Genomic DNA, 19,516 nt, shown 5'->3' with positions numbered 1-19,516 from the left:
CAGGGACAAAGAACCAATGATCATCGTAATGAAAAAGCAGGCCAGCGAAGTGGCCATTAATCAAGTGGTGGCCACCATCCACAGTCGCGGCCTGACCGAGCACGTGTCGCGCGGCATTGAATGCACCATTATTGGCGCCGTAGGGGATGAGCGCGTGTTTGACCCGAAAGAATTTGAATGCCTGCCTGAGGTGGAGCGGGCCATGCGGGTGCTGCACGATTGGCGCATGATTAGCCGCGAGGTCAAGCCTGAAAATACCTTGATCACCGTGCGAGGCGTCACGTTTGGGCAAGAGCAGCCGCTGTGTATCGGCATCGACGTTGGGCAAGCAGGTGTGGATGCCGTGTATCTCGATCCTTACTACATCAGCCTTAAGCCTTATGCTGAGCCCATGAGTGCGGCAGCGCAAAAGCAGGCCATGATGGCGCAAATCGACGCCGTACACGCCCAGGGTAAGCCGGCCATGGTGCGCATTCGCGATGTGCGCCAGCTAGACGCAGTGTTAAATGCTCAGGCTGATGTGCTGTATTTGGGCGGTGAGCTGATGGAAAATGTGTTTTTACAAAATGAAGTAGGTTGCTTGAATACGCCGGTGGTGCTGTGTAAGGACAAGCATCATGCGGTGGAAGCCTGGTTGAAGGCGGCTGAGCGCATCATGCTGCAAGGTAACCATTATGTCATGCTGGGTGAGGCGGGTACGCTGTCTTTGAACGATTTGTCTAATTATCGCTTGGACATTGAGGCGATTGCTGTGGCCAAAAGCGTCAGTCACTTGCCCATTGTGGCCAATGTGACGCAGTTGGCGCAAAAACACCTGCCTGAAACGTTGTTGAAAAACTGGGCGATTGCCGCTGGTTCTTCAGCAGTGATTGGTGGTTAGCGATTATTTAAAATTTTTTTAATTCTATTTAAAGCGACAAGTGTCTCATTTTGACACTTCGTCGCTTTTTTGTTTTTTGGATTAAATGTCTAAAATTGGCTTTATTTTGGACATTAAGGTGAAAATAAAGCCCTTATTTTGGACAGGGTTAAGTTTCTTAAAAATAAACCCAAAACGGGCTTGACGCTACTCAGGCCAAGCGCTAGATTAACAGTTCAATTCTTAAATAAGAAACCCATACGAGTTTGGGCAGTTGAGATTGTTGCCGTTGTTGTCCCGCTGTTTATGTGCGCGTACCCTAAATCGCTGTCATAAAGAGTAGTGTTACCCACACACCGACAAAACCAGACGATCACAACTTGGACCCGAAGCATTGAAACAATAAGAGGTTAACTATGCAAATATCTGGTGCACAAATCCTTGTGCAAAGTCTGCAAGCAGAAGGCGTGGAATACGTTTTTGGCTACCCCGGCGGCGCAGTACTGGAAATCTACGACGCCATGTTCCAGCAAGATAAATTCAAGCATATTCTGGTTCGTCATGAGCAAGCCGCGGTTCACGCTGCTGATGCTTATTCTCGTTCAAGTCAGAAAGTTGGCGTTGCGCTAGTGACTTCAGGTCCTGGTGCCACCAATGCGGTGACCGGCATTGCGACCGCTCACTTGGATTCAGTACCTTTGGTGGTGATTTCAGGTCAGGTTGGCACGCCCGCCATCGGTTCGGACGCGTTCCAAGAAGTGGACATGTTGGGCATTACCCGCCCATGTGTGAAGCATAACTTTTTGGTGACCGACGTACGTGACTTGGCCACTACGGTTAAGAAGGCGTTTGTGATCGCCCAAAGTGGTCGACCTGGCCCGGTTGTGATTGACGTCCCAAAAGACGTGACTCAAGCCTTGGCTAAGTTCCACTATCCTGAAGAAGTGTTTATCCGCTCTTACCAACCCGTGTCTAAAGGCCATACAGGGCAAATTAAAAAAGCCATGCAGGTTTTGGCCGGTGCCAAGCGTCCGATGATTTATTTCGGCGGTGGCGTGGTGTTGGGTAACGCCAGTCAGGAATTGATTGAATTTGTACAATTGTTGGGTGCCCCTTGTACGGGCACACTGATGGGGTTAGGTGCTTATCCGAGCACGCATTCACAATTCGTGGGTATGTTGGGCATGCATGGCACTTATGAAGCCAACTTGGCCACCCAGAACTGTGATGTGATCATCGCGATAGGGGCCAGATTCGACGACCGCGTGATTTCTGTGCCAAGCAAATTCACCGACGCACCGAAAAAAATCATTCACATTGACGTGGATCCTTCCAGCATCGCTAAGCGCGTGCCGGTGGATGTGCCCATCGTGGGTGACGTGAAGCAGGTGCTGCGCGAAATGATTCAGCTGTGGAAAGAGAAATCTTACGTGCTGAATCCTAGCCACCTTGAGAAATGGTGGCAGACCATTGAAGCTTGGCGTGCAAAAGACTGTATGTATTTTGAGCATGATGAGGCCAGTCAAATCATCAAGCCGCAGTTTGTGGTACAAACCTTGGCGCGCTTGACCGATAACGACGCCATCATTACGTCCGACGTAGGTCAACACCAAATGTATGCGGCACAATACTATCCGTTTATGCGACCACGCCAGTGGTTGAATTCGGGTGGCTTGGGCACCATGGGTGTGGGCTTACCGTATGCGATGGGCGCGAAAGTGGCCCATCCTGACGCCACCGTCGCCTGTATTACCGGCGAAGGTTCGATCCAAATGAACATTCAAGAGCTGTCGACCTGTCAGCAGTATAAATTGCCGATTAAGGTGATTAACTTGAACAACGGCTATTTGGGCATGGTGCGTCAGTGGCAAGAGTTTTACTACAGCGACCGTTATTCTGAATCGTATATGGATTCCTTACCCGATTTCGTGAAGCTGGCAGAGGCCTACGGCCACGTCGGCATGCGTATTGAAAAGAGCAGTGACGTAGAAGGGGCTTTGAAAGAAGCCTTGGCGATGAAAGATCGATTGGTGTTCATGGACTTCATTACCGACAAGAAACAGAACGTGTTTCCTATGGTGGGTAATGGCAAGGGCTTAGACGAAATGGTGTTGCCACCGCACATGGTGCAAGATGCCGAGCGTTACGAAGCCGATTTCCGTGAATACGATACAAGGAGTGTGCCATGAGACACATTTTGTCGATCTTGATTGAAAACGAACCAGGCGCTTTGTCTCGCGTGGTGGGCCTGTTTTCCGCACGCGGCTACAACATCGACGCACTGTCGGTGGCGCCTACGGAAGATGCTTCACTGTCTCGCTTGAGCGTGGTGACCACCGGTTCGCCCAGTCAAATGGAGCAGATGACCAAGCAGTTGAATAAACTGATTGAGGTGGTGAAAGTCACTGATTTGACCGAGAGCCGCTACGTCGAGCGCGAATTAATGTTGGTGAAGGTGCGTGCAGTGGGTAAGGACAGAGACGAAATGTTGCGGATGGCCGAGATTTATCGCGGCAGCATCGTTGACGTGACCGACAAAACTTACACCATTGAAGTCACCGGCACCACCGACAAGCTCAATACCTTTTTGGAATCCATCCAAAGCAGTTTGATTTTGGAAACCGTACGCACCGGAGCCTCAGGCATCGGTCGCGGTGAACGAATTTTACGCATTTAATGTGGCTCAGCCACCATTATTTAATACAACCAGTTAGTTGCAATTCATTATATTTAAGGAAATACCATGAAAGTTTTTTACGATAAAGATGCAGACCTATCATTGATCAAGGGCAAACAAGTAGCCATCATCGGCTACGGTTCACAAGGCCATGCGCACGCAGCCAACCTGAAAGAATCTGGCGTAAACGTGATTGTGGGCTTGCGTAAAAACGGCGTGTCTTGGAACAAAGCCGTCAGTGCCGGTCATGACGTACGTGAAGTGGCAGAAGCCACTAAGGCTGCTGATTTCGTGATGATTTTGCTGCCGGACGAAAGCCAGCCTGACGTGTACGCCAGTGAAATTGAGCCTAACCTAAAACAAGGCGCCGTATTGGCCTTTGCCCACGGTTTTAACGTGCATTACAATCAAATCGTGCCACGCGCCGACCTAGACGTGGTAATGGTTGCCCCTAAAGGCCCTGGCCACACCGTACGCAGCGAATACCTAAAAGGCGGCGGTGTACCAACGTTGATCGCCGTATACAAAGACGAATCTGGCAAAGCCCGTGATTTGGCCTTGTCTTACGCAGCGGCCAATGGCGGCACTAAAGGCGGCGTGATTCAAACCGACTTTAAAGAAGAAACCGAAACTGACCTGTTTGGTGAGCAAGCCGTATTGTGCGGTGGCGCGGTTGAATTGGTTAAAGCTGGTTTTGAAGTGTTGACTGAAGCCGGCTATGCGCCTGAAATGGCTTACTTTGAGTGCTTGCACGAATTGAAGTTGATCGTTGACTTGATGTACGAAGGCGGCATTGCCAACATGAACTACTCAATTTCGAACAACGCTGAGTACGGCGAATACGTAACGGGTCCTGAAGTGATCAACGCCGAGAGTAAAGAAGCCATGCGTAAAGCCTTGTACCGCATTCAATCTGGTGAATACGCGAAAATGTTCATCTTGGAAGGCAAAACCAACTATCCTTCAATGACGGCCCGTCGTCGCTTGAATGCCGAGCACCAAATTGAAATCGTGGGTAACCAATTGCGTTCAATGATGCCGTGGATTGCCAAGAACAAATTGGTAGACCAAGGTAAAAACTAAGCCACTTTAGCCAAATAGGCTTGAGTGTTGGATTTCGGGCAGTCTTTTAAAGACTGCCCGAATGCCGTCTAGGGCAAAGCCCGTGGGGCTGCCGTGAGGTTTGGGCTGGAAAAAGAGGGGTGCGACTATCCCCAAGCCAAAAAAACTATGGTAGTATCCCTATTTAAAATACAAAGGTGGGCTTGCGCCCGCTTTTATTTTGCGATAAATCGAGGATGATCATGCAAACTTGGCAATTACCCGAACACATTGCCGACATTTTGCCAGCTACTGCCCGTCAAGTAGAAAGTGCTAAAGAGTCACTGCTCAAGCTGTTTCGTGTATACGGCTATGAGTTAGTGAACCCACCGTTATTAGAGTACTCAGAATCATTGATGGCAGACCGTGATCCAGGCCTATCTTTAAAGACCATTCGTGTCGTTGATCAATTATCAGGTTTACAATTAGGCTTACGTGCCGACATCACGCCCCAGGTGGCGCGGATTGATGCGCACTTATTGGCCGCCAATGAAGGCATTAACCGTTTGTGTTATGCCGGATCGGTGCTGCACGCCCGTCCTGATAGCTTGATGAGCACAAGAGAGCCTTTACAAGTAGGTGCGGAGCTGTACGGCTGTGCCAGCGTGGAGGCGGACATTGAGTTAATCGACTTAATGCTGCGTGCGCTGCGTCAAAATAACGTCGCCGACGTGTTTTTATCCTTGGGCCACATTGGCGTGTTCCGTGCCTTGGCGAGCGAAGCTGCTTTGAGCGATGACGCTGCCGATGTGTTGTTACAAATCATGCAGACCAAAGACAAACAGCGCGTGGCCGAGTTCGTGGCCACCTTGACCTTGGCGCCAGAACTGCGCGAAGCCTTTATGCTGCTGCCTAGCCTATATGGTGACGCCAGCACGGTGGCGCGCGCCCAAGCGGCCTTGCCGGCCTTACCACAGGTGACGGCGGCCCTGGCTGAAGTCGAGGCCGTGTGTCAGGCTTATGCGGCTGAAACCATTCACGTCGACTTTGCCGACGTGCGCGTCGACACCTACCATACTGGCTTGCTGTTTGCAGCTTACGCACCGGGCTGGTCAGATGCGGTGGCGCGTGGGGGTCGTTACGATCAGCTTGGCGCTCAGTTTGGCCGTGGTCGTCCCGCCACAGGCTTTAGCTTGGATTTACGCGACTTAATTAAGGTCTTGCCGCACAATAAAATTCGTTGGGGCATTAAAGTGGCCGCCGACAAGCGCGTTCACGCGCAAGCATACATAGAACAATTACGCACGACCGGTGAAACCGTAGTGGTGGATTACTTGGGCCAAAGTGCGAAAAGTTTGAATTGCAATAGAGAATTAGTTCTTCAAGAAGGGCAGTGGCAGGTTGTGCCCTGTATTTAATATTTAACTTCAAGTTTGATTAGGTAAATCATGGCTAAGAATGTGGTGGTAATCGGCACTCAATGGGGTGACGAAGGTAAAGGTAAAATTGTTGACTGGCTAACTGAGCACGCCCAAGGCGTGGTGCGTTTCCAAGGCGGTCATAACGCAGGTCACACCCTGGTGGTGAATGGCGAGAAAACCGTTTTACACTTGATTCCATCTGGTATTTTACGCTCAGGCGTAGAATGCTTCATTGGCTCTGGTGTGGTGTTGTCTCCAGAAGCCCTATTAAAAGAAGTCGACGAATTAGAAGCCGCAGGCGTAGACGTAGTGGCGCGCATGAAAATTGCCCCGACCTGTCCTTTGATTCTGCCTTACCACGTGGCTTTAGACCAAGCCCGTGAAGCAGCCAAAGGCAGCGGCAAAATCGGCACCACCGGCCGCGGCATTGGCCCAGCTTACGAAGACAAAATTGCCCGTCGTGCGCTACGCGTGATCGATCTATTTGATCCTGCTGGCTTCGCGGCTAAGCTGAAAGAAAACGTTGAGCTGTATAACGTTCAATTGACGCATTTATACAAGCAAGACCCTGTTGATTTTGACTCTATTTTGCATCAAGCCATGCAGCACGCAGAACGCATCCGCCCAATGGTGGCCGACGTGTCTCGTACCCTGTATGAAATGAACAAAAAAGGCGACAACATCTTGTTTGAAGGTGCTCAAGGCACTTTACTGGACATCGACCACGGTACTTATCCATTTGTGACGTCTTCTAACTGTTCTGCCGGTGCTGCAGCGCCTGGCGCAGGCGTGGCCCCACAAATGTTGAACTACGTATTGGGCATTGTGAAAGCCTACACCACCCGCGTGGGTTCTGGTCCGTTCCCAACAGAGCTATTTGACGAAGTCGGCGCTGGCCTAGGTCAACGCGGCAATGAGTTTGGCGCGACCACTGGCCGTTCACGTCGTTGCGGTTGGTTTGACGCGGCTGCATTGAAACGCTCTATCCAAGTGAATGGCGTAACCGGCATGTGCGTGACCAAGCTTGACGTATTGGACGGCATGGACGAAATCAAAATCTGCGTGGGCTACAAACTAGACGGCGAAGTGGTAGACATCTTGCCATTTGGCGCTGATGCCGTGGCTAAATGTGAGCCGATTTACGAAAGCCTACCTGGCTGGACTGAAACCACGTTTGGCGTGAAAGACTACGATGCCTTGCCTGCAAACGCAAAACGTTACCTAGACCGCATGGCTGAGATCTGTGAAGCACCGATCGCTATGGTATCAACCGGCCCAGACCGTGAAGAAACCATCGTATTGAACCACCCATTTGCTTAATTAAGCGCATGCGTGTATCAGGCCACACCCTTAGGGGCGTGGCCTTTTTTGTGGACGACGTGTCCGCTGAATAAGGTTTTAACTGAAAGACATTAAATAATTGGCAGCAAACTCTTTTTTTTAGGTATATTGATGCTACAGTGTCATGATGACGCTGTGAAGCGCAGGATAAAAGGATGCGGCTTTGTTCGGCAAAGCCCACATAACAAGCCCTATGATGAGGAGAAATACATGTTCTTATTTGCTAAAAAAACTTGGCTGGTTGCCGTGGCCGCAGGTGCCTTAACCTTAAGCGCCTGTTCGCCCAAAGAAGATCAAGCTGCCACCACAGAGCCTAATGCCGGCGCTGAGGCGGTAGTGTATAAAGTAGCGGTAGATGCGGCCTATGCGCCGTTTGAGTATCAAGATGATAAAGGTCAGGTGATCGGCTTTTCTAAAGACGTATTACAGGCAGTAGCCGATAAGGCCGGTATTAAGGTCGACTTTATCCCCAACCCCTGGGAGGGCATTTTCGCGACCTTAGAGCAGGGCGATCGCGACATCGTCTTGGCCAGCGTGACCATCACGCCAGAGCGTCAACAAACCATGACGTTCTCCGAGCCTTATTTTGAAGCCACGCAAATGATTGCCGTGTCAGACAAGGCTGGTGATGTAACCGGGCTGAACGATTTAAAAGACAAAACCGTTTCGGTTCAAAACGGCACCACGGGTGACCTTGTGATGCAGAAGCTACAGGGCAAAACCAGCACCATGATTAAGCGTTTTGAAAGCATGCCGTTGGCGCTGAAAGAGCTATTGGCCGGTGGCGTCGTGGCTTCTGTAGGCGATAATGGGGTGATGCAAAACTTCATTAATAACAATCCAAACGCCAACTTGAAAGTGATTGTGGACGCTGATTTTGAGAAAGAGCACTACGGTTTTGTGGTGAAAAAAGGCCGTCAGGATTTGGCCGATAAAATCAACGAAGGCCTAAAAGGCATTCGTGAAGATGGCACCTACGACCAGATTTACGCTCAATGGTTTAGCGCTAAATAATCAAGCGTGACGCCCGGTTCTTTAATCAACCCGCCTAGGCGGGTTTTTTATTGGCGCTGAGCGTCAGAAGGTGCTAAAGTCAGCGGTCATAATAATAGTTTATCAACATAAAGGAGAGAGTATGTGGTCTACAGTCAAACAACGTTGGCACAGCGCCGTGGCGCTAGGGGCGATTGGTCTATTGGGTTTAAGCGGCTGCGGTCAAAACAGCAGCGAAGAAGCGGCAGCGATCGAAGCTGGGCAAATGCCGACTTATCAAGTGGCCGTCGACGCCACCTATGCCCCGTTTGAATACCAAAATGAGAAGGGTGAGATTGTTGGCTTTTCTAAGGATTTACTGCAGGCGATTGCCGATGAGGTCGGGGTGAAGTTGGTGTTCACCAGCAGCCCTTGGGAAGGCATTTTCGCCACTTTGGCGCGTGGCGACAGCGATATTGTGTTGGCCAGCGTCACCATCACGCCAGAGCGTGAAGAGGTGATGTCATTTTCTGAGCCTTATTTTGAGGCCACGCAGATGATTGCCGTGGCAGAGGGCAATACCGACATTCAAGGTTTGGCAGACTTAAAAGACCAAACCGTATCGGTTCAGACCGGCACCACTGGTGACTTAGTGATGCAAGAATTGCAGGGCAAAACCAGCACCTTGATTAAGCGCTTGGACAGCCTGCCTTTGGCGTTGAAAGAATTGATGGCGGGCGGGGTGACGGCTACGGTGGGCGATAATGGCGTGGTGCAAAATTTCATTACCCACAATCCCGACGCGAAAATGCGTACCCTGGTGGATCAGGATTTTGAAACCGAAGACTATGGTTTTGCGGTTAAGCTGGGGCGTCAAGAGCTGGTGGATCAGCTGAATGCAGGCCTACAGACGATTCGAGATAATGGTAAATACGATGAGATTCATCGGGCTTGGTTTAAAGATTAGTCACGAGTGTATTGAGAACCCGCCGTTTGGCGGGTTTTTTGATCCGCTGCAATGGGCTTGACGCGGTAGGGCGGCTACAGGTACAGTGAGTTTATGAACATTAATCTGATGACCACCCCAACCATGACCACCACCGAGGCAACTCGAGGGCGAAGGTTTGGGCGTGTTTGATCTTGATTTAAAACCGCATAACAGACACTAACCGCCCCAAGAGGCGGTTTTTTTAATGCCTCGGCGGCGGTCAAAAGGATGAGACACCATGATACTCGAACAGCAACAACACGCTCTGCTACTCATTGACCTGCAAGCTGGCCTGCTTAATGGGCCAGAAGAACCCTATCGTAAGGCGCAGTTTATGGTCCACATTAATCAATTAATTCGTCAGGCCCGTAAAGCATCGGTGCCGATTTTCTTTGCTCAGCATACCGGGCCTAAAGGCTCGTCGCTTGAGGCTGGCAGCGACCTTTGGCAGCTTGGGGCCGGCGTAGAGTGGGAGGCTAATGACACTATGTTTGAAAAAACGCGGCCCAGCTGCTTTGACGGCACGGCTTTGCAGGCTAGGCTCACGGCCTTGGGTATAGAAAGGCTAGTGATTGCTGGCATGAAGACTCAGTTCTGCGTCGATACCACCTGTCGCGCGGCACAGTCGCTTGGCTTTCAGCCGATTTTAGTGGTGGATGCCCACACCTGTATGGACACGAAGGCGGCCAGCGCTGAGCAAATCGTGGCCCACCATAACGCCACCTTAACCCAAGCGTTTGCCGAAGGCGTCCAGACGGCAGACTGTTTGTTTTAGGATGCATTGCATAAAAAACGCCGCGATCCGTAAGGATGCGGCGTTTCATTAGGGTGCCAGAGGCTCAGCCGCCGGCAAGCTTGACCCGCATGCCTTTGGCTTCGAGCAAGGTTTTGATGAGGTCGCGCTTGTCGCCCTGAATTTCTATCGTGCCATCTTTCACCGCGCCGCCGCAGCCACATTTTTTCTTCAGCTCGGCCGCCAGGGTGGCCAAGCCCGCATCGTCTAAATCTACGCCGCTGATGACGCACACCGCTTTGCCTTTACGCCCGCTGGTTTGGCGTTGAATGCGGACAATGCCATCGCCCTGAGGGCGTTCGATGGGCGCAGCTTCGGGGCGAATGCGGCCAGTTTCGGTGCTGTACACTAGTTGAGCGTAATCTTGGGACATGATGGTTACCTGATTAATGAGGCCTTAATGGTAAAGCAGAGCCGTCAAAAGCGCCAGCGTCATCGGCGTGGCTCGGCCCTGCTGTGAGGCGTGCGGTAGGTGCTGGTTTAACGGAAGACTAGGCCACCGTCGGTGAGGATGGATTGGCCAGTGATGTAGTCGGCGCCGTCAGAAGCGAGGAACGACACTAGGTTGGCCACGTCTTCAGGCTGCTGTGGGCGGCCGAGTAAAATGGCTTCTGAGTATTTCTTAAACGATTCGCCTTTTTTCGTGCCCATATGCTTCATCATGCCTTCGTCAATGCGGTCCCACATCTTGGTAGGGGCCACGCCGGGGCAGTAAGCATTAACGGTGATTTTGTGCTGAGCCAGCTCTTTGGCCGCTGACTGAGTGAAAGAGCGCACCGCATGTTTGGTGGCGGAGTAAGCGCCTAGGAGCTCATACGATTCATGTCCGGCAATGCTACAGGCGTTGATGATTTTACCGCCGTGGCCTTGTTTGATCATTTGTTCAGCAGCGGCCTGAATGCCGTACACCACACCGAACACGTTGATGTTAAAAATGGTGTCTAGGCTTTTAGGGGTGATGCCCAGAATGGGTTCGACTTCTTCGATGCCGGCGTTATTGATGAACACATCAAGGCGCCCAAATGTGCTGACGGCCTTTTGTACTAAAGCTTGCTGATCGGCCTGTTTGGAAACGTCGCCGACGAAGCTGGTGACGGCGTGACCTTGATCTTTAAATGCCTGCTCGGTTTTGGCTAAGGTGTCGGCGTTGATGTCGGATAAGACAATTTTAAAACCGTCTTTGGCCAGGCGCTCGGCAATGCCTTTACCTAAACCGTCGCCAGAACCGGTGATGACCGCTACTTTTTGTTGACTCATGACTGCTGCCTCCTATCGTGGTTAACGGCACGCATGGGCTGAATTCTGCCATGCGTGGAGTGAGGGCGGGGCGGCGCAGTTGATTTTGGGTCGCCATCAACCGGCCAAGCCCACGCTGATTTTGATCAAATCTTATTAAGGTGTTACTGAGTTTAATTTAGCCTGTTTGTCTGGAGTTGGCAAATCGGTGCCGCCTTTGTTTGCGCTAACCCCTAGTCAGGGCACAAACGAGCCAATAAAACGCCGCATAAGCGGCGTGGTGTGTTACAGCGTGTGTACGGACGAGGTATAGGTATCGTCTTGGTGGACTAGGGCGCTAGACACCAGCACGATGGCTTGGCCTGTTGTGGCTAGCTGGCTGGATAAGGCGGCGGCTTTGGCAACCCGATAGAAATCATCGGTTGAGGCAAAGGGTGCCACCAATTGCGGAGTCACGCCGCGGCACAGCAGCAATTGCTTGGCAACGTGGGGCATGGTGGTGAGCGCCAAAATATGGGCGCGCGGAAAATGTTGGCGCAGGGCGCGCGCCGACTTGCCGCTAAGGGTGGCGACCACGATTAAGGGGACATCGATTTTTTCGGCGATGTCGACGGCGCCTAGGCACACTGCTTCAATGACGCTGTAGGCCTGCTGGTGTGGGTAGGCATCCAGCTCACAGGCTTTGCGATCGTCGGTGTAGGCGCTGATGGTGGCCATGGTGCGCACAGCGGCAACCGGGTATTTGCCGTGGGCGCTTTCGCCCGAAAGCATGACGGCGTCGCTGCCGTCTAGAACGGCATTGGCCACGTCGCCGGCTTCTGCGCGGGTGGGTCGGGGGTGATTGATCATGGAGTCGAGCATCTGGGTGGCGGTGATCACCAGTTTACCGGCGCGATTGCATTTTTCGATCATCATTTTTTGGGCAAAAATCACTTCTTCTGCCGGAATTTCGACGCCCAGATCGCCACGCGCCACCATGATGCCGTCGGCTAAGGCCAAAATGTCGTCAAATCGGCTGAGGCCTTCTTGGTTTTCAATTTTGGCGATGATGTGGATGTTGTGGCCGCCGTGTTGATCCAAGAAGGCGCGCACGGCCTGCATGTCTTCTCGGTTGCGCACAAATGAGGCGGCCACAAAATCAAGCTGATGGGTGCAGGCAAAGCGTAAGTCGTCTTGGTCTTTGGCCGACAACGGCGGTAGGTTGACGCTGACGTTGGGCAAGTTAATGCCTTTATACGTGCCCAAGAGGCCTGGGTTCACTACTTCACACACGACTTCCTCGGGCTGAATCTCACACACGGTTAATTCAATTAAGCCATCATCGATCAGGACCGTATTGCCGGGGCTTAAGTCGGCGCAAAGGCCAGGATAGGTGACGGCCACGCCTGCCTGAGAGCCCAAAACGCTGGGGTCGGTGTAGAGGCTGAAGCGCTGGCCTGCTTGCAGGGCAACCGACTCATCGCTGGCTAGCTTCATGGTGCGAATCTCCGGGCCTTTATTGTCCAGCATGATGGCGGCGTTTAAACCGGTTTCGGCCATGACGGCGCGCAGAGTGTGGATGCGTTCCAGATGTTCGGCCTGGGTGCCGTGGGAAAAATTCAGGCGCATGACGTTCATGCCCGCGCGTAATAATTCGGTCAGAGTGGCGGCGTCACCGGTTTTGGGGCCGATGGTGCAGACGATCTTGGTTTTTCTCATGTCAAACTCACTTAATGGGGCAAGGGGTGGTGCTACTTGCTGAGGTAGCGATGGCGTAGCTCGGTCATGTCGGCAGGGGTAAGCTTTAAGGCTTGCAGCACATAGTTGGCAAAGCCACCGTATTCTGTTTGCATGCGATTAAACGCATGGGCCAGATAGTCGGCTTCGACGACCAAAACTTGGCTTAGGGCGCTGAGCTGATTGTCGTCCATGCCGCGATCTCGAGCCGCAGCCACGATGGCGAGATTGGCCTCATGGCGCTGAGCATTGGTGGCCAAATAGTCGTGCATGATGTCGGCTTCGGCGACGCCCAAGAGCTGTAGCACGATGGCGGCGGCCATACCGGTTCGGTCTTTGCCGGCAAAGCAGTGGAACAAGACTGCGCCTTCTTCTTTTTGGGTCAGCAATAGCTGGATGAAGTCATGATAGCCTTGCTGCGCCGAAGGGCTAACCACCAAGGTGTCGTAGATGTCGAACATGACTTGCTGAGCACTTTCATGGGTGATGCTTTGCATGAGGTCGCTCATGCTGGCGCTGTGGCCGGCCGTAGCCTGCATGATGTCGATGTGATGGTAATTGGTATGGGGGATGTTGACGTTGGGGCGGCTGGCCACTTCTTGTGAGCCGCGAAAATCGACGATGGTGCGGAGGCTATAGTCGTTCTGTAGGCTGAGGCTATCGGCGGCGTCTAGGCCAAACAGCTCCCCTGAGCGCAATAGGGTTTTGGGTTTCAGCGGGCGGCCATTGTGGCCACGATAGCCTTCAATGGCGCGAAAGTTAACCAAATGCTTCATACGACTCCTTGGCAAAAAAAGGGATGCAGCAAGCTTAACATGCAAATGGTTTTTTGTGGCCACGATTGCGCCGAGTAAGGCGCCTATGCATGTAGGCACAGGCCTTTTGTGCGTTTTAATCCCAGCCTAGCCATTCTTATTTTGCCTAATCTCGGTTACAATAACTTATTTACTTTAGCACCATAGACTGTAGAGCCATGAATCCAGATCAATTTGCAGACAATCATTTTATTCGCACCATTATTGAAGACGATTTAAAGAGCGGTAAGCACGCCAGCATCGTGACCCGCTTCCCCCCCGAGCCGAATGGCTATTTGCACATCGGTCACGCCAAAAGTATTTGTTTAAACTTTGGTTTGGCTTACATTTATGGTGGCAAGTGCAATCTGCGCTTTGACGACACCAATCCGGAAAAAGAATCGGATGAGTTTGTGCGCGCGATTCAAGAAGACGTGCGCTGGCTGGGCTTTCAGTGGGATGGTGAGGTACGCTTTGCGTCCGACTATTTTGAAGCCCTATACGATTTTGCGGTGCAATTGATTAAAGATGGTCATGCCTTTGTGTGTGAGCTGAATGCAGAAGAAATGCGCGCCTATCGCGGCTCTTTGACCGAGCCCGGTAAGGAAAGCCCTTACCGCAACCGTACCGTGGCAGAAAACTTGGATTTATTCACCCGCATGCGGGCGGGGGAGTTTGCCGACGGCAGCAAAACCCTGCGTTTGAAAATTGACATGGCCTCAGGCAACGTCAACTTGCGTGATCCGGTGATTTACCGCGTGCGTCGCGTGCATCATCACCGCACCGGTGACGCTTGGTGTATCTACCCAATGTATGACTACACCCACGCGATTTCTGACGCCATCGAACACATCACCCATTCATTGTGTACCTTAGAGTTTGAAAGCCATCGTCCTTTATACGACTGGGTGTTGGACAGCATCGCCACGCCGTCTCACCCACGCCAATATGAGTTTTCACGCCTAGAGTTGCTGTATTCAGTGACGTCTAAGCGTAAGCTGCAACAGCTGGTGGTACAAGAGAAGGTCAGCGGCTGGGACGACCCACGCATGCCGACCATTTCAGGCATGCGCCGTCGTGGCTATACGCCAGAAGGCCTGCGTTTGTTCTCTAAGCGCATCGGCATCTCTAAAAGCGAAAACATCATCGATATTTCGGTGTTGGAAGGCGCCGTTCGTGAAGAATTAGAAGGCGCATCACCGCGCATCATGGCGGTATTGAACCCAATTAAAGTAACCCTAACCAACTACGACGAAGCCTTGACTCAGTCGCGTAGCGCCCCGTTCCATCCGAAACGTCCAGAGTTGGGCGAGCGCGAAGTACCGATTAGCCGTACCCTGTACGTTGAGGCCGACGACTTTGCCTTAGAGGCGCCTAAAGGCTGGCAGCGCCTGACGCCGGGTGGCGAAGTGCGTTTACGCTATAGCTATGTGATTAAGTGTGATGAAGTGGTGCAAGATGAAGCCGGTAACGTGATTGAACTTAAATGCAGCATTGACCACGATACCTTGGGTAAATCGCCAGAAGGCCGTAAGGTCAAAGGCGTGATTCATTGGGTGTCTGAAGCGCACGCCGCGCCGATTAAGGTGCGTCTGTACGATCGCTTGTTTACCGAAGCACGCCCCGATGCGATCCGCGGTGAAGACGGTGAATACCTTGATTTTGTTGATTTCATCAATCCTGAGTCATTACAAGAAGTGACAGGCTTTGCCGAGTCGATTGTGAATGAATTGGCGCCAGAGTCGCACTACCAGTTTGAGCGCTTGGGCTATTTTGTGACCGATCGCCGCGACCATGCTTTGGGTGCACCCGTGTTTAACCGTACGGTGACCTTACGCGATACATGGAAGCCTGAAGAAGCGAAATAAATCAGCTGTTTCTTAAAATCCCCAGCCTGCTGGGGATTTTTTTTGCGTGCGCTGGTGTTGAGGCACTGCTGGTTAGCGAGGGTGGGTTAAGACCCACCTGATTTGGGCGTAGGGGAGCAAGGGCGCAGCAAGGCAAAATAGACGACTGCTTTTAATTCAGTTATAAATAAACGTTCTTATATGGATTGATGAAACGACGAGAGGGATGAGATGAGACTAGGTTTTATTGGCACGGGCGTCATTACCGACGCCATTATTCGAGGCTTGAGCCAAACGGCGATGCCAATCAGCTCAATTTTGATTTCGGCGCGCAATGCAGATATAGCGGCTGCTTTAGCCCAAGATGTGGCGACGGTAAGCATTGCCATCGATAATCAGCAGATTGTGGATGGGGCCGATATGGTGTTCGTGGCCTTGCGCACGCAAATGGCCGAAACGGTTTTGCGTGGGCTGAGGTTTAAGCCTGGGCAAAAAATCGTCAGTTTAATGGCAACGGCCACGCAAGCGACGGTCGAGGATTGGACCGGTGGCGTTGGGACGGTACTGCGGGCGGTGCCGCTGCCGTTTGTGGCGCAGCACCAAAGCATGACGCCGATTTATCCACAGGACGATGAACTGGCGCATATTTTTACCGCTTTAGGCGGCGTGGTGGTGGCGCAGACCGAGCATGAGCTGAATGTGTTCATGACCGCCGGCTCGTTTATGGGGGTGCATTACCACTTTATGGCTCAGTGTCAGGCGTGGTTAAGCGCTCAAGGTTTGGCACCCGAGGTGTGTGCCCCTTATTTGGCCAAGCTGTTTGTGAATTTAGCGCAGCAAATTCAGGGCGATCAAGTGGACTTTAAGGCTTTGCAGCAGGCACACTCTACGCCTGGCGGCACCAATGAGCTGATCGCCACTGCATTTAGCCAAAACGGCGGCGATCAGGCTCTGCGTCAGGCCATTGATGCGGCTTTTGTTAAAATTACTCAGCCGCAGGCCTGGGCGGGGGTTTAGTCGGGGGTATTGTAGGGCAGCTTAATGCTGACCTTGAGGCCGCCTTCTGGGCGGTTGTGCAGGCTGAGGTCGCCGCCGTGGCTGTGGATGATGTTGCGGGCAATGCTCAGGCCAAGGCCGGTGCCGCCAGTGTCTCGATTGCGTGAGGTTTCCACTCGGAAAAACGGTTGGAAAACCTTTTCTTGCACCTCGGCGCTGATGCCAGGGCCAGCGTCTAAAATGTCGATGCTCAGGCCGCTGGCATCGTGGTGTAGCTGGATGTCGGCACGCTGACCGTAGAAGAGGGCGTTGTCGATGAGGTTGACTAAGGCTCGCTTGAGTAAGGCGGCTTGTCCCCACAGCGGCGGCGTACTGTCGCCTTCGAGGCTGACAGGTTTATCGGCTTCGAGATAATCCGTTTGGATGCTTTGTAAAAGGGCCAGCGGATTGATGGCTTGAGCCGGAGTGTGGTTGTCTAAGCCCTTCATGAATGCCAGCGCCTCGGTGACCATGGTTTCCATTTCTTTCAAGTCTTTTTCAAAACGTTCCCGCAGTGCCTCATCGTCGAGTAAGTCAGTGCGTAAGCGCATGCGCGTGATCGGGGTTTTTAAATCGTGCGACATGGCTGAGAAGACGTGGGTACGGTCTTGAATATAGCTTTGTAAGCGACCTTGCATCAGGTTAAACGCACGCGCCACCTGGCGAATTTCGGTGGGGCCGGTTTCTGGGATCGGCGCTTGGTTGATGTTGCGTCCCAGTGCGTCGGCGGCCTTAGACAGTTTTTGTAGCGGCCGCGTGAGTGAGCGCACGGCCAGGTAGGAGAGGGCCAGAACCACCAGTAGCAATAGAGCAATATTGGTCAGGGCTCGTGAAGGCAACCAGCTTGAGGCTTTGGGAATACTGCTGTTAAAGAGCAGCCATTGGCCATCTTTAAGCGGTACTTGTACCAAGAAGGTGACGGCATCTGCTGGGTTAGCGCGCTCTTCTGGTCTGGGGCCATAAGGTCCGCCGCCGCGTTCGCCGCCCCCGCCGTGGTGTTCACCGCGCATCATGCGCCCTGGCATGGGGCTGACGCTGTAGCGATAGTCGGGCCCGAGGGTTTGGGCCAGCCAGGCGCTGAAGCGGTTCTCGGAGCGGCTGTTGCTAGGGTTACGGCCACGTAGGCTAAAGGGCTGGTCGCGTAGGCGAATATTGGGCCACAGCGCCACGGCGCGCGCCCGCGCTTCTGGGCTGAGCGGCTCCAGTAGCTGGACTGTGTCGGCAATGTGGTGGGCGGCTTGGCGGCTGGCGTTTTCAGACAGCAATAGGCCGCGCTCTTCATGGTTGATGAATTGGCTGATGAGCTGGGAAATCAAGAGGCCGGTAAACAGCACCAAGATTAAGCGCCCGAATAGGGAATTGGGCAAGAAGCGCTTCATGACACCAGCTCAACCGGTACGGCCAATACATAGCCTTCGTTACGAACGGTTTTGATGAGGGTTGGTTCTTTCGGGTCGTCTTGCAATCGTGCACGCAGGCGGCTGACCTGAACGTCGATGATGCGGTCCAGCGGGTTGGCGTCGCGGCCTTGGGTTAAGTCCATCAATTGATCGCGGCTTAAAACGTGTTCTGGGTGGTTGAGAAACACCAGCAATAAGCGATATTCAGTGCTGCTGAGCGCCGTCATCACGCCGTTGGCGTCGATGAGGTGGCGCTGGCTGCTGTCTAAGAGCCAGGGGCCGAAGCGCCATTTGGCTGGCGCCTGCTGTTTGTTTAGGCGCGAGCTAGGTGGCAAGGTGCGGGTACGGCGCAGCACGCCTTTAATCCGCGCCAATAGTTCGCGGGCACTAAATGGCTTGGGCAGATAGTCGTCGGCGCCCATCTCCAGACCGATGATGCGATCGGTTTCTTCACCAAGGGCCGTCAACATGATGACGGGAATATTGGACTGGGCCCTTAAGTTGCGGCATAAGGTGAGGCCGTCGTCGCCTGGCAGCATCAGGTCGAGCACGATGAGGTCGATGTGGGTGGTGTCCAGAATCTGCCACATGGCACGACCCTCGTGGGCAATGCTGGTTTTATAACCATTCTTATTTAAGTATTGGCTTAAAAGTTGGCAGATTTCGACGTCGTCGTCGACCACTAAAATATGATCTAAAGTATCCATGTGCTTATTCTATCTTGATTTGAAGCGAGAAACGGATGATTTTGTAACACTTTGTATCAAAGGCAGTCTTTGTTGCAATGGGTGACAAAATAGGGGTTTTTTGACATAGCCATGTTACATGTTTATGGTGTAATGGTGTCATCAAGTGATTGAGTTTGCAGTTTATTATTAATGACAGGAGACACCCTTATGAACAAGCACATGATTCTTAGCCTCTCTTTAGCCCTCACCATGGCCGCCACCGGTTTAGCCCAGGCCAATACCGTCAACGGCGCCATTCCTGGCGTCACCGTGGAGCGCGACAGTGGCACCAGCGCCACTCAAGGCCAGCGCCAATGGCAAGGTGGTCATTGGCAGGGTGGCCATCGGATGGGCCCTCGCGGCGATCATCAACGTGGTCAGCACTGGCAGCAAGGGCCTAATGGTCACCGTTCCGGCGGTGTGGCCGCAGGCTTATTGACCCAAGCTGAGGCGCAGACCTACCACGATCAGATTATGAACAGTAAGGATTACAACAGCTGTAAGCGCGTGCAGAATCAGCAGCACAAAACGCTGTTGCAGCGAGCCAAAGAAAAAGGCGTTGCCTTCCCAGCTGAACCACGCAAAGCTGGTATGTGTGAGCGTATGGCCGACCGTGGTTACTTTGATCGCAGTGGTCAGTAAGCGGGCGCTGTTGTGATGATGAAAAG

18 protein-coding genes are annotated in these 19,516 nt (G+C 52.6%); 12 read left to right on the top strand and 6 right to left on the bottom strand.

Features of this window, described 5'->3' with window-relative positions:
- The first annotated feature begins 16 nt into the window (after nucleotides 1-16).
- The 9 genes from AB8Q18_09550 (at nucleotide 17) to AB8Q18_09510 (ending at nucleotide 10,074) form a co-directional block, all read left to right on the top strand.
- Nucleotides 17-880 (top strand): chorismate mutase, encoded by an 864-nt coding sequence (locus AB8Q18_09550; GenBank protein ID XDZ50440.1) that lies wholly within the window; start codon nucleotides 17-19, stop codon nucleotides 878-880.
- A gap of 395 nt (nucleotides 881-1,275) precedes the next feature.
- Nucleotides 1,276-3,048, top strand: a complete 1,773-nt coding sequence (gene ilvB, locus AB8Q18_09545) for a biosynthetic-type acetolactate synthase large subunit (GenBank protein XDZ50439.1) — start codon at nucleotides 1,276-1,278, stop codon at nucleotides 3,046-3,048.
- On the top strand, nucleotides 3,045-3,536 hold the full coding sequence (ilvN, locus tag AB8Q18_09540) for an acetolactate synthase small subunit (GenBank protein XDZ50438.1): 492 nt from the start codon (nucleotides 3,045-3,047) through the stop codon (nucleotides 3,534-3,536). The genes ilvB and ilvN overlap by 4 nt, the downstream gene beginning before the upstream one ends.
- Nucleotides 3,537-3,602: 66 nt before the next feature.
- Nucleotides 3,603-4,619, top strand: a complete 1,017-nt coding sequence (gene ilvC, locus AB8Q18_09535; GenBank protein ID XDZ50437.1) for a ketol-acid reductoisomerase — start codon at nucleotides 3,603-3,605, stop codon at nucleotides 4,617-4,619.
- Nucleotides 4,620-4,840: 221 nt separating this feature from the next.
- Nucleotides 4,841-5,995, top strand: a complete 1,155-nt coding sequence (locus AB8Q18_09530) for an ATP phosphoribosyltransferase regulatory subunit (protein XDZ50436.1) — start codon at nucleotides 4,841-4,843, stop codon at nucleotides 5,993-5,995.
- A 30-nt stretch (nucleotides 5,996-6,025) separates the two neighbouring features.
- The gene (locus AB8Q18_09525) at nucleotides 6,026-7,318 is read left to right on the top strand and encodes an adenylosuccinate synthase (GenBank protein XDZ50435.1); all 1,293 of its coding nucleotides are present in this window, start codon (nucleotides 6,026-6,028) and stop codon (nucleotides 7,316-7,318) included.
- A gap of 231 nt (nucleotides 7,319-7,549) precedes the next feature.
- Nucleotides 7,550-8,353: a basic amino acid ABC transporter substrate-binding protein gene (locus AB8Q18_09520; protein ID XDZ50434.1), complete on the top strand. Its 804-nt coding sequence runs from the start codon at nucleotides 7,550-7,552 to the stop codon at nucleotides 8,351-8,353.
- A gap of 121 nt (nucleotides 8,354-8,474) precedes the next feature.
- Nucleotides 8,475-9,278, top strand: a complete 804-nt coding sequence (locus AB8Q18_09515) for a basic amino acid ABC transporter substrate-binding protein (protein XDZ50433.1) — start codon at nucleotides 8,475-8,477, stop codon at nucleotides 9,276-9,278.
- Between the two features lie 259 nt (nucleotides 9,279-9,537).
- Nucleotides 9,538-10,074: a cysteine hydrolase family protein gene (locus AB8Q18_09510; protein ID XDZ50432.1), complete on the top strand. Its 537-nt coding sequence runs from the start codon at nucleotides 9,538-9,540 to the stop codon at nucleotides 10,072-10,074.
- 64 nt (nucleotides 10,075-10,138) lie between these two features.
- Here the strand turns inward: AB8Q18_09510 and yciH are convergent, their stop codons facing one another.
- From yciH to AB8Q18_09490, 4 genes are all read right to left on the bottom strand, one after another.
- The gene (yciH, locus tag AB8Q18_09505; protein ID XDZ50431.1) at nucleotides 10,139-10,465 is read right to left on the bottom strand and encodes a stress response translation initiation inhibitor YciH; all 327 of its coding nucleotides are present in this window, start codon (nucleotides 10,463-10,465) and stop codon (nucleotides 10,139-10,141) included.
- A gap of 107 nt (nucleotides 10,466-10,572) precedes the next feature.
- A complete protein-coding gene (locus AB8Q18_09500; GenBank protein ID XDZ50430.1) occupies nucleotides 10,573-11,349 on the bottom strand; it encodes an acetoin reductase in 777 nt (258 codons plus the stop codon).
- Between the two features lie 264 nt (nucleotides 11,350-11,613).
- Nucleotides 11,614-13,026, bottom strand: coding sequence for a pyruvate kinase PykF (gene pykF, locus AB8Q18_09495; protein ID XDZ50429.1), 1,413 nt, complete (start codon nucleotides 13,024-13,026; stop codon nucleotides 11,614-11,616).
- A 32-nt stretch (nucleotides 13,027-13,058) separates the two neighbouring features.
- Entirely contained in the window at nucleotides 13,059-13,820 is a 762-nt protein-coding gene (locus tag AB8Q18_09490; GenBank protein XDZ50428.1) for a tyrosine-protein phosphatase, read from the bottom strand.
- A 197-nt stretch (nucleotides 13,821-14,017) separates the two neighbouring features.
- On the opposite strand from AB8Q18_09490, the gene AB8Q18_09485 reads away from it, so the two are divergent.
- Together AB8Q18_09485 and AB8Q18_09480 are read left to right on the top strand one after the other, a co-directional pair.
- Complete coding sequence (locus AB8Q18_09485; protein XDZ50427.1) at nucleotides 14,018-15,706, top strand: glutamine--tRNA ligase/YqeY domain fusion protein; 1,689 nt, start codon at nucleotides 14,018-14,020, stop codon at nucleotides 15,704-15,706.
- A gap of 210 nt (nucleotides 15,707-15,916) precedes the next feature.
- Nucleotides 15,917-16,702, top strand: a complete 786-nt coding sequence (locus AB8Q18_09480; GenBank protein ID XDZ50426.1) for a pyrroline-5-carboxylate reductase — start codon at nucleotides 15,917-15,919, stop codon at nucleotides 16,700-16,702.
- On the opposite strand, the gene AB8Q18_09475 is transcribed toward AB8Q18_09480, so the two are convergent.
- Nucleotides 16,699-18,099 carry an ATP-binding protein gene (locus tag AB8Q18_09475; protein ID XDZ50425.1) on the bottom strand — a complete coding sequence of 467 codons (1,401 nt, stop codon included), beginning with the start codon at nucleotides 18,097-18,099 and terminating at the stop codon, nucleotides 16,699-16,701. The genes AB8Q18_09480 and AB8Q18_09475 overlap by 4 nt on opposite strands.
- Entirely contained in the window at nucleotides 18,096-18,827 is a 732-nt protein-coding gene (locus AB8Q18_09470; GenBank protein ID XDZ50424.1) for a response regulator, read from the bottom strand. Before AB8Q18_09470 ends, AB8Q18_09475 begins: the two co-directional genes overlap by 4 nt.
- A gap of 189 nt (nucleotides 18,828-19,016) precedes the next feature.
- Between AB8Q18_09470 and AB8Q18_09465 the strand changes: the two genes are divergently transcribed.
- Entirely contained in the window at nucleotides 19,017-19,490 is a 474-nt protein-coding gene (locus AB8Q18_09465) for a hypothetical protein (protein XDZ50423.1), read from the top strand.
- The last annotated feature ends 26 nt before the right edge of the window (nucleotides 19,491-19,516 follow it).

Source organism: Neisseriaceae bacterium CLB008 (assembly GCA_041228285.1).
GTDB lineage: Bacteria > Pseudomonadota > Gammaproteobacteria > Burkholderiales > Neisseriaceae > JAGNPU01.
The sequence above is the reverse complement of the archived record's forward strand: the minus strand, read 5'-3'. Positions and strand labels throughout refer to the sequence as shown.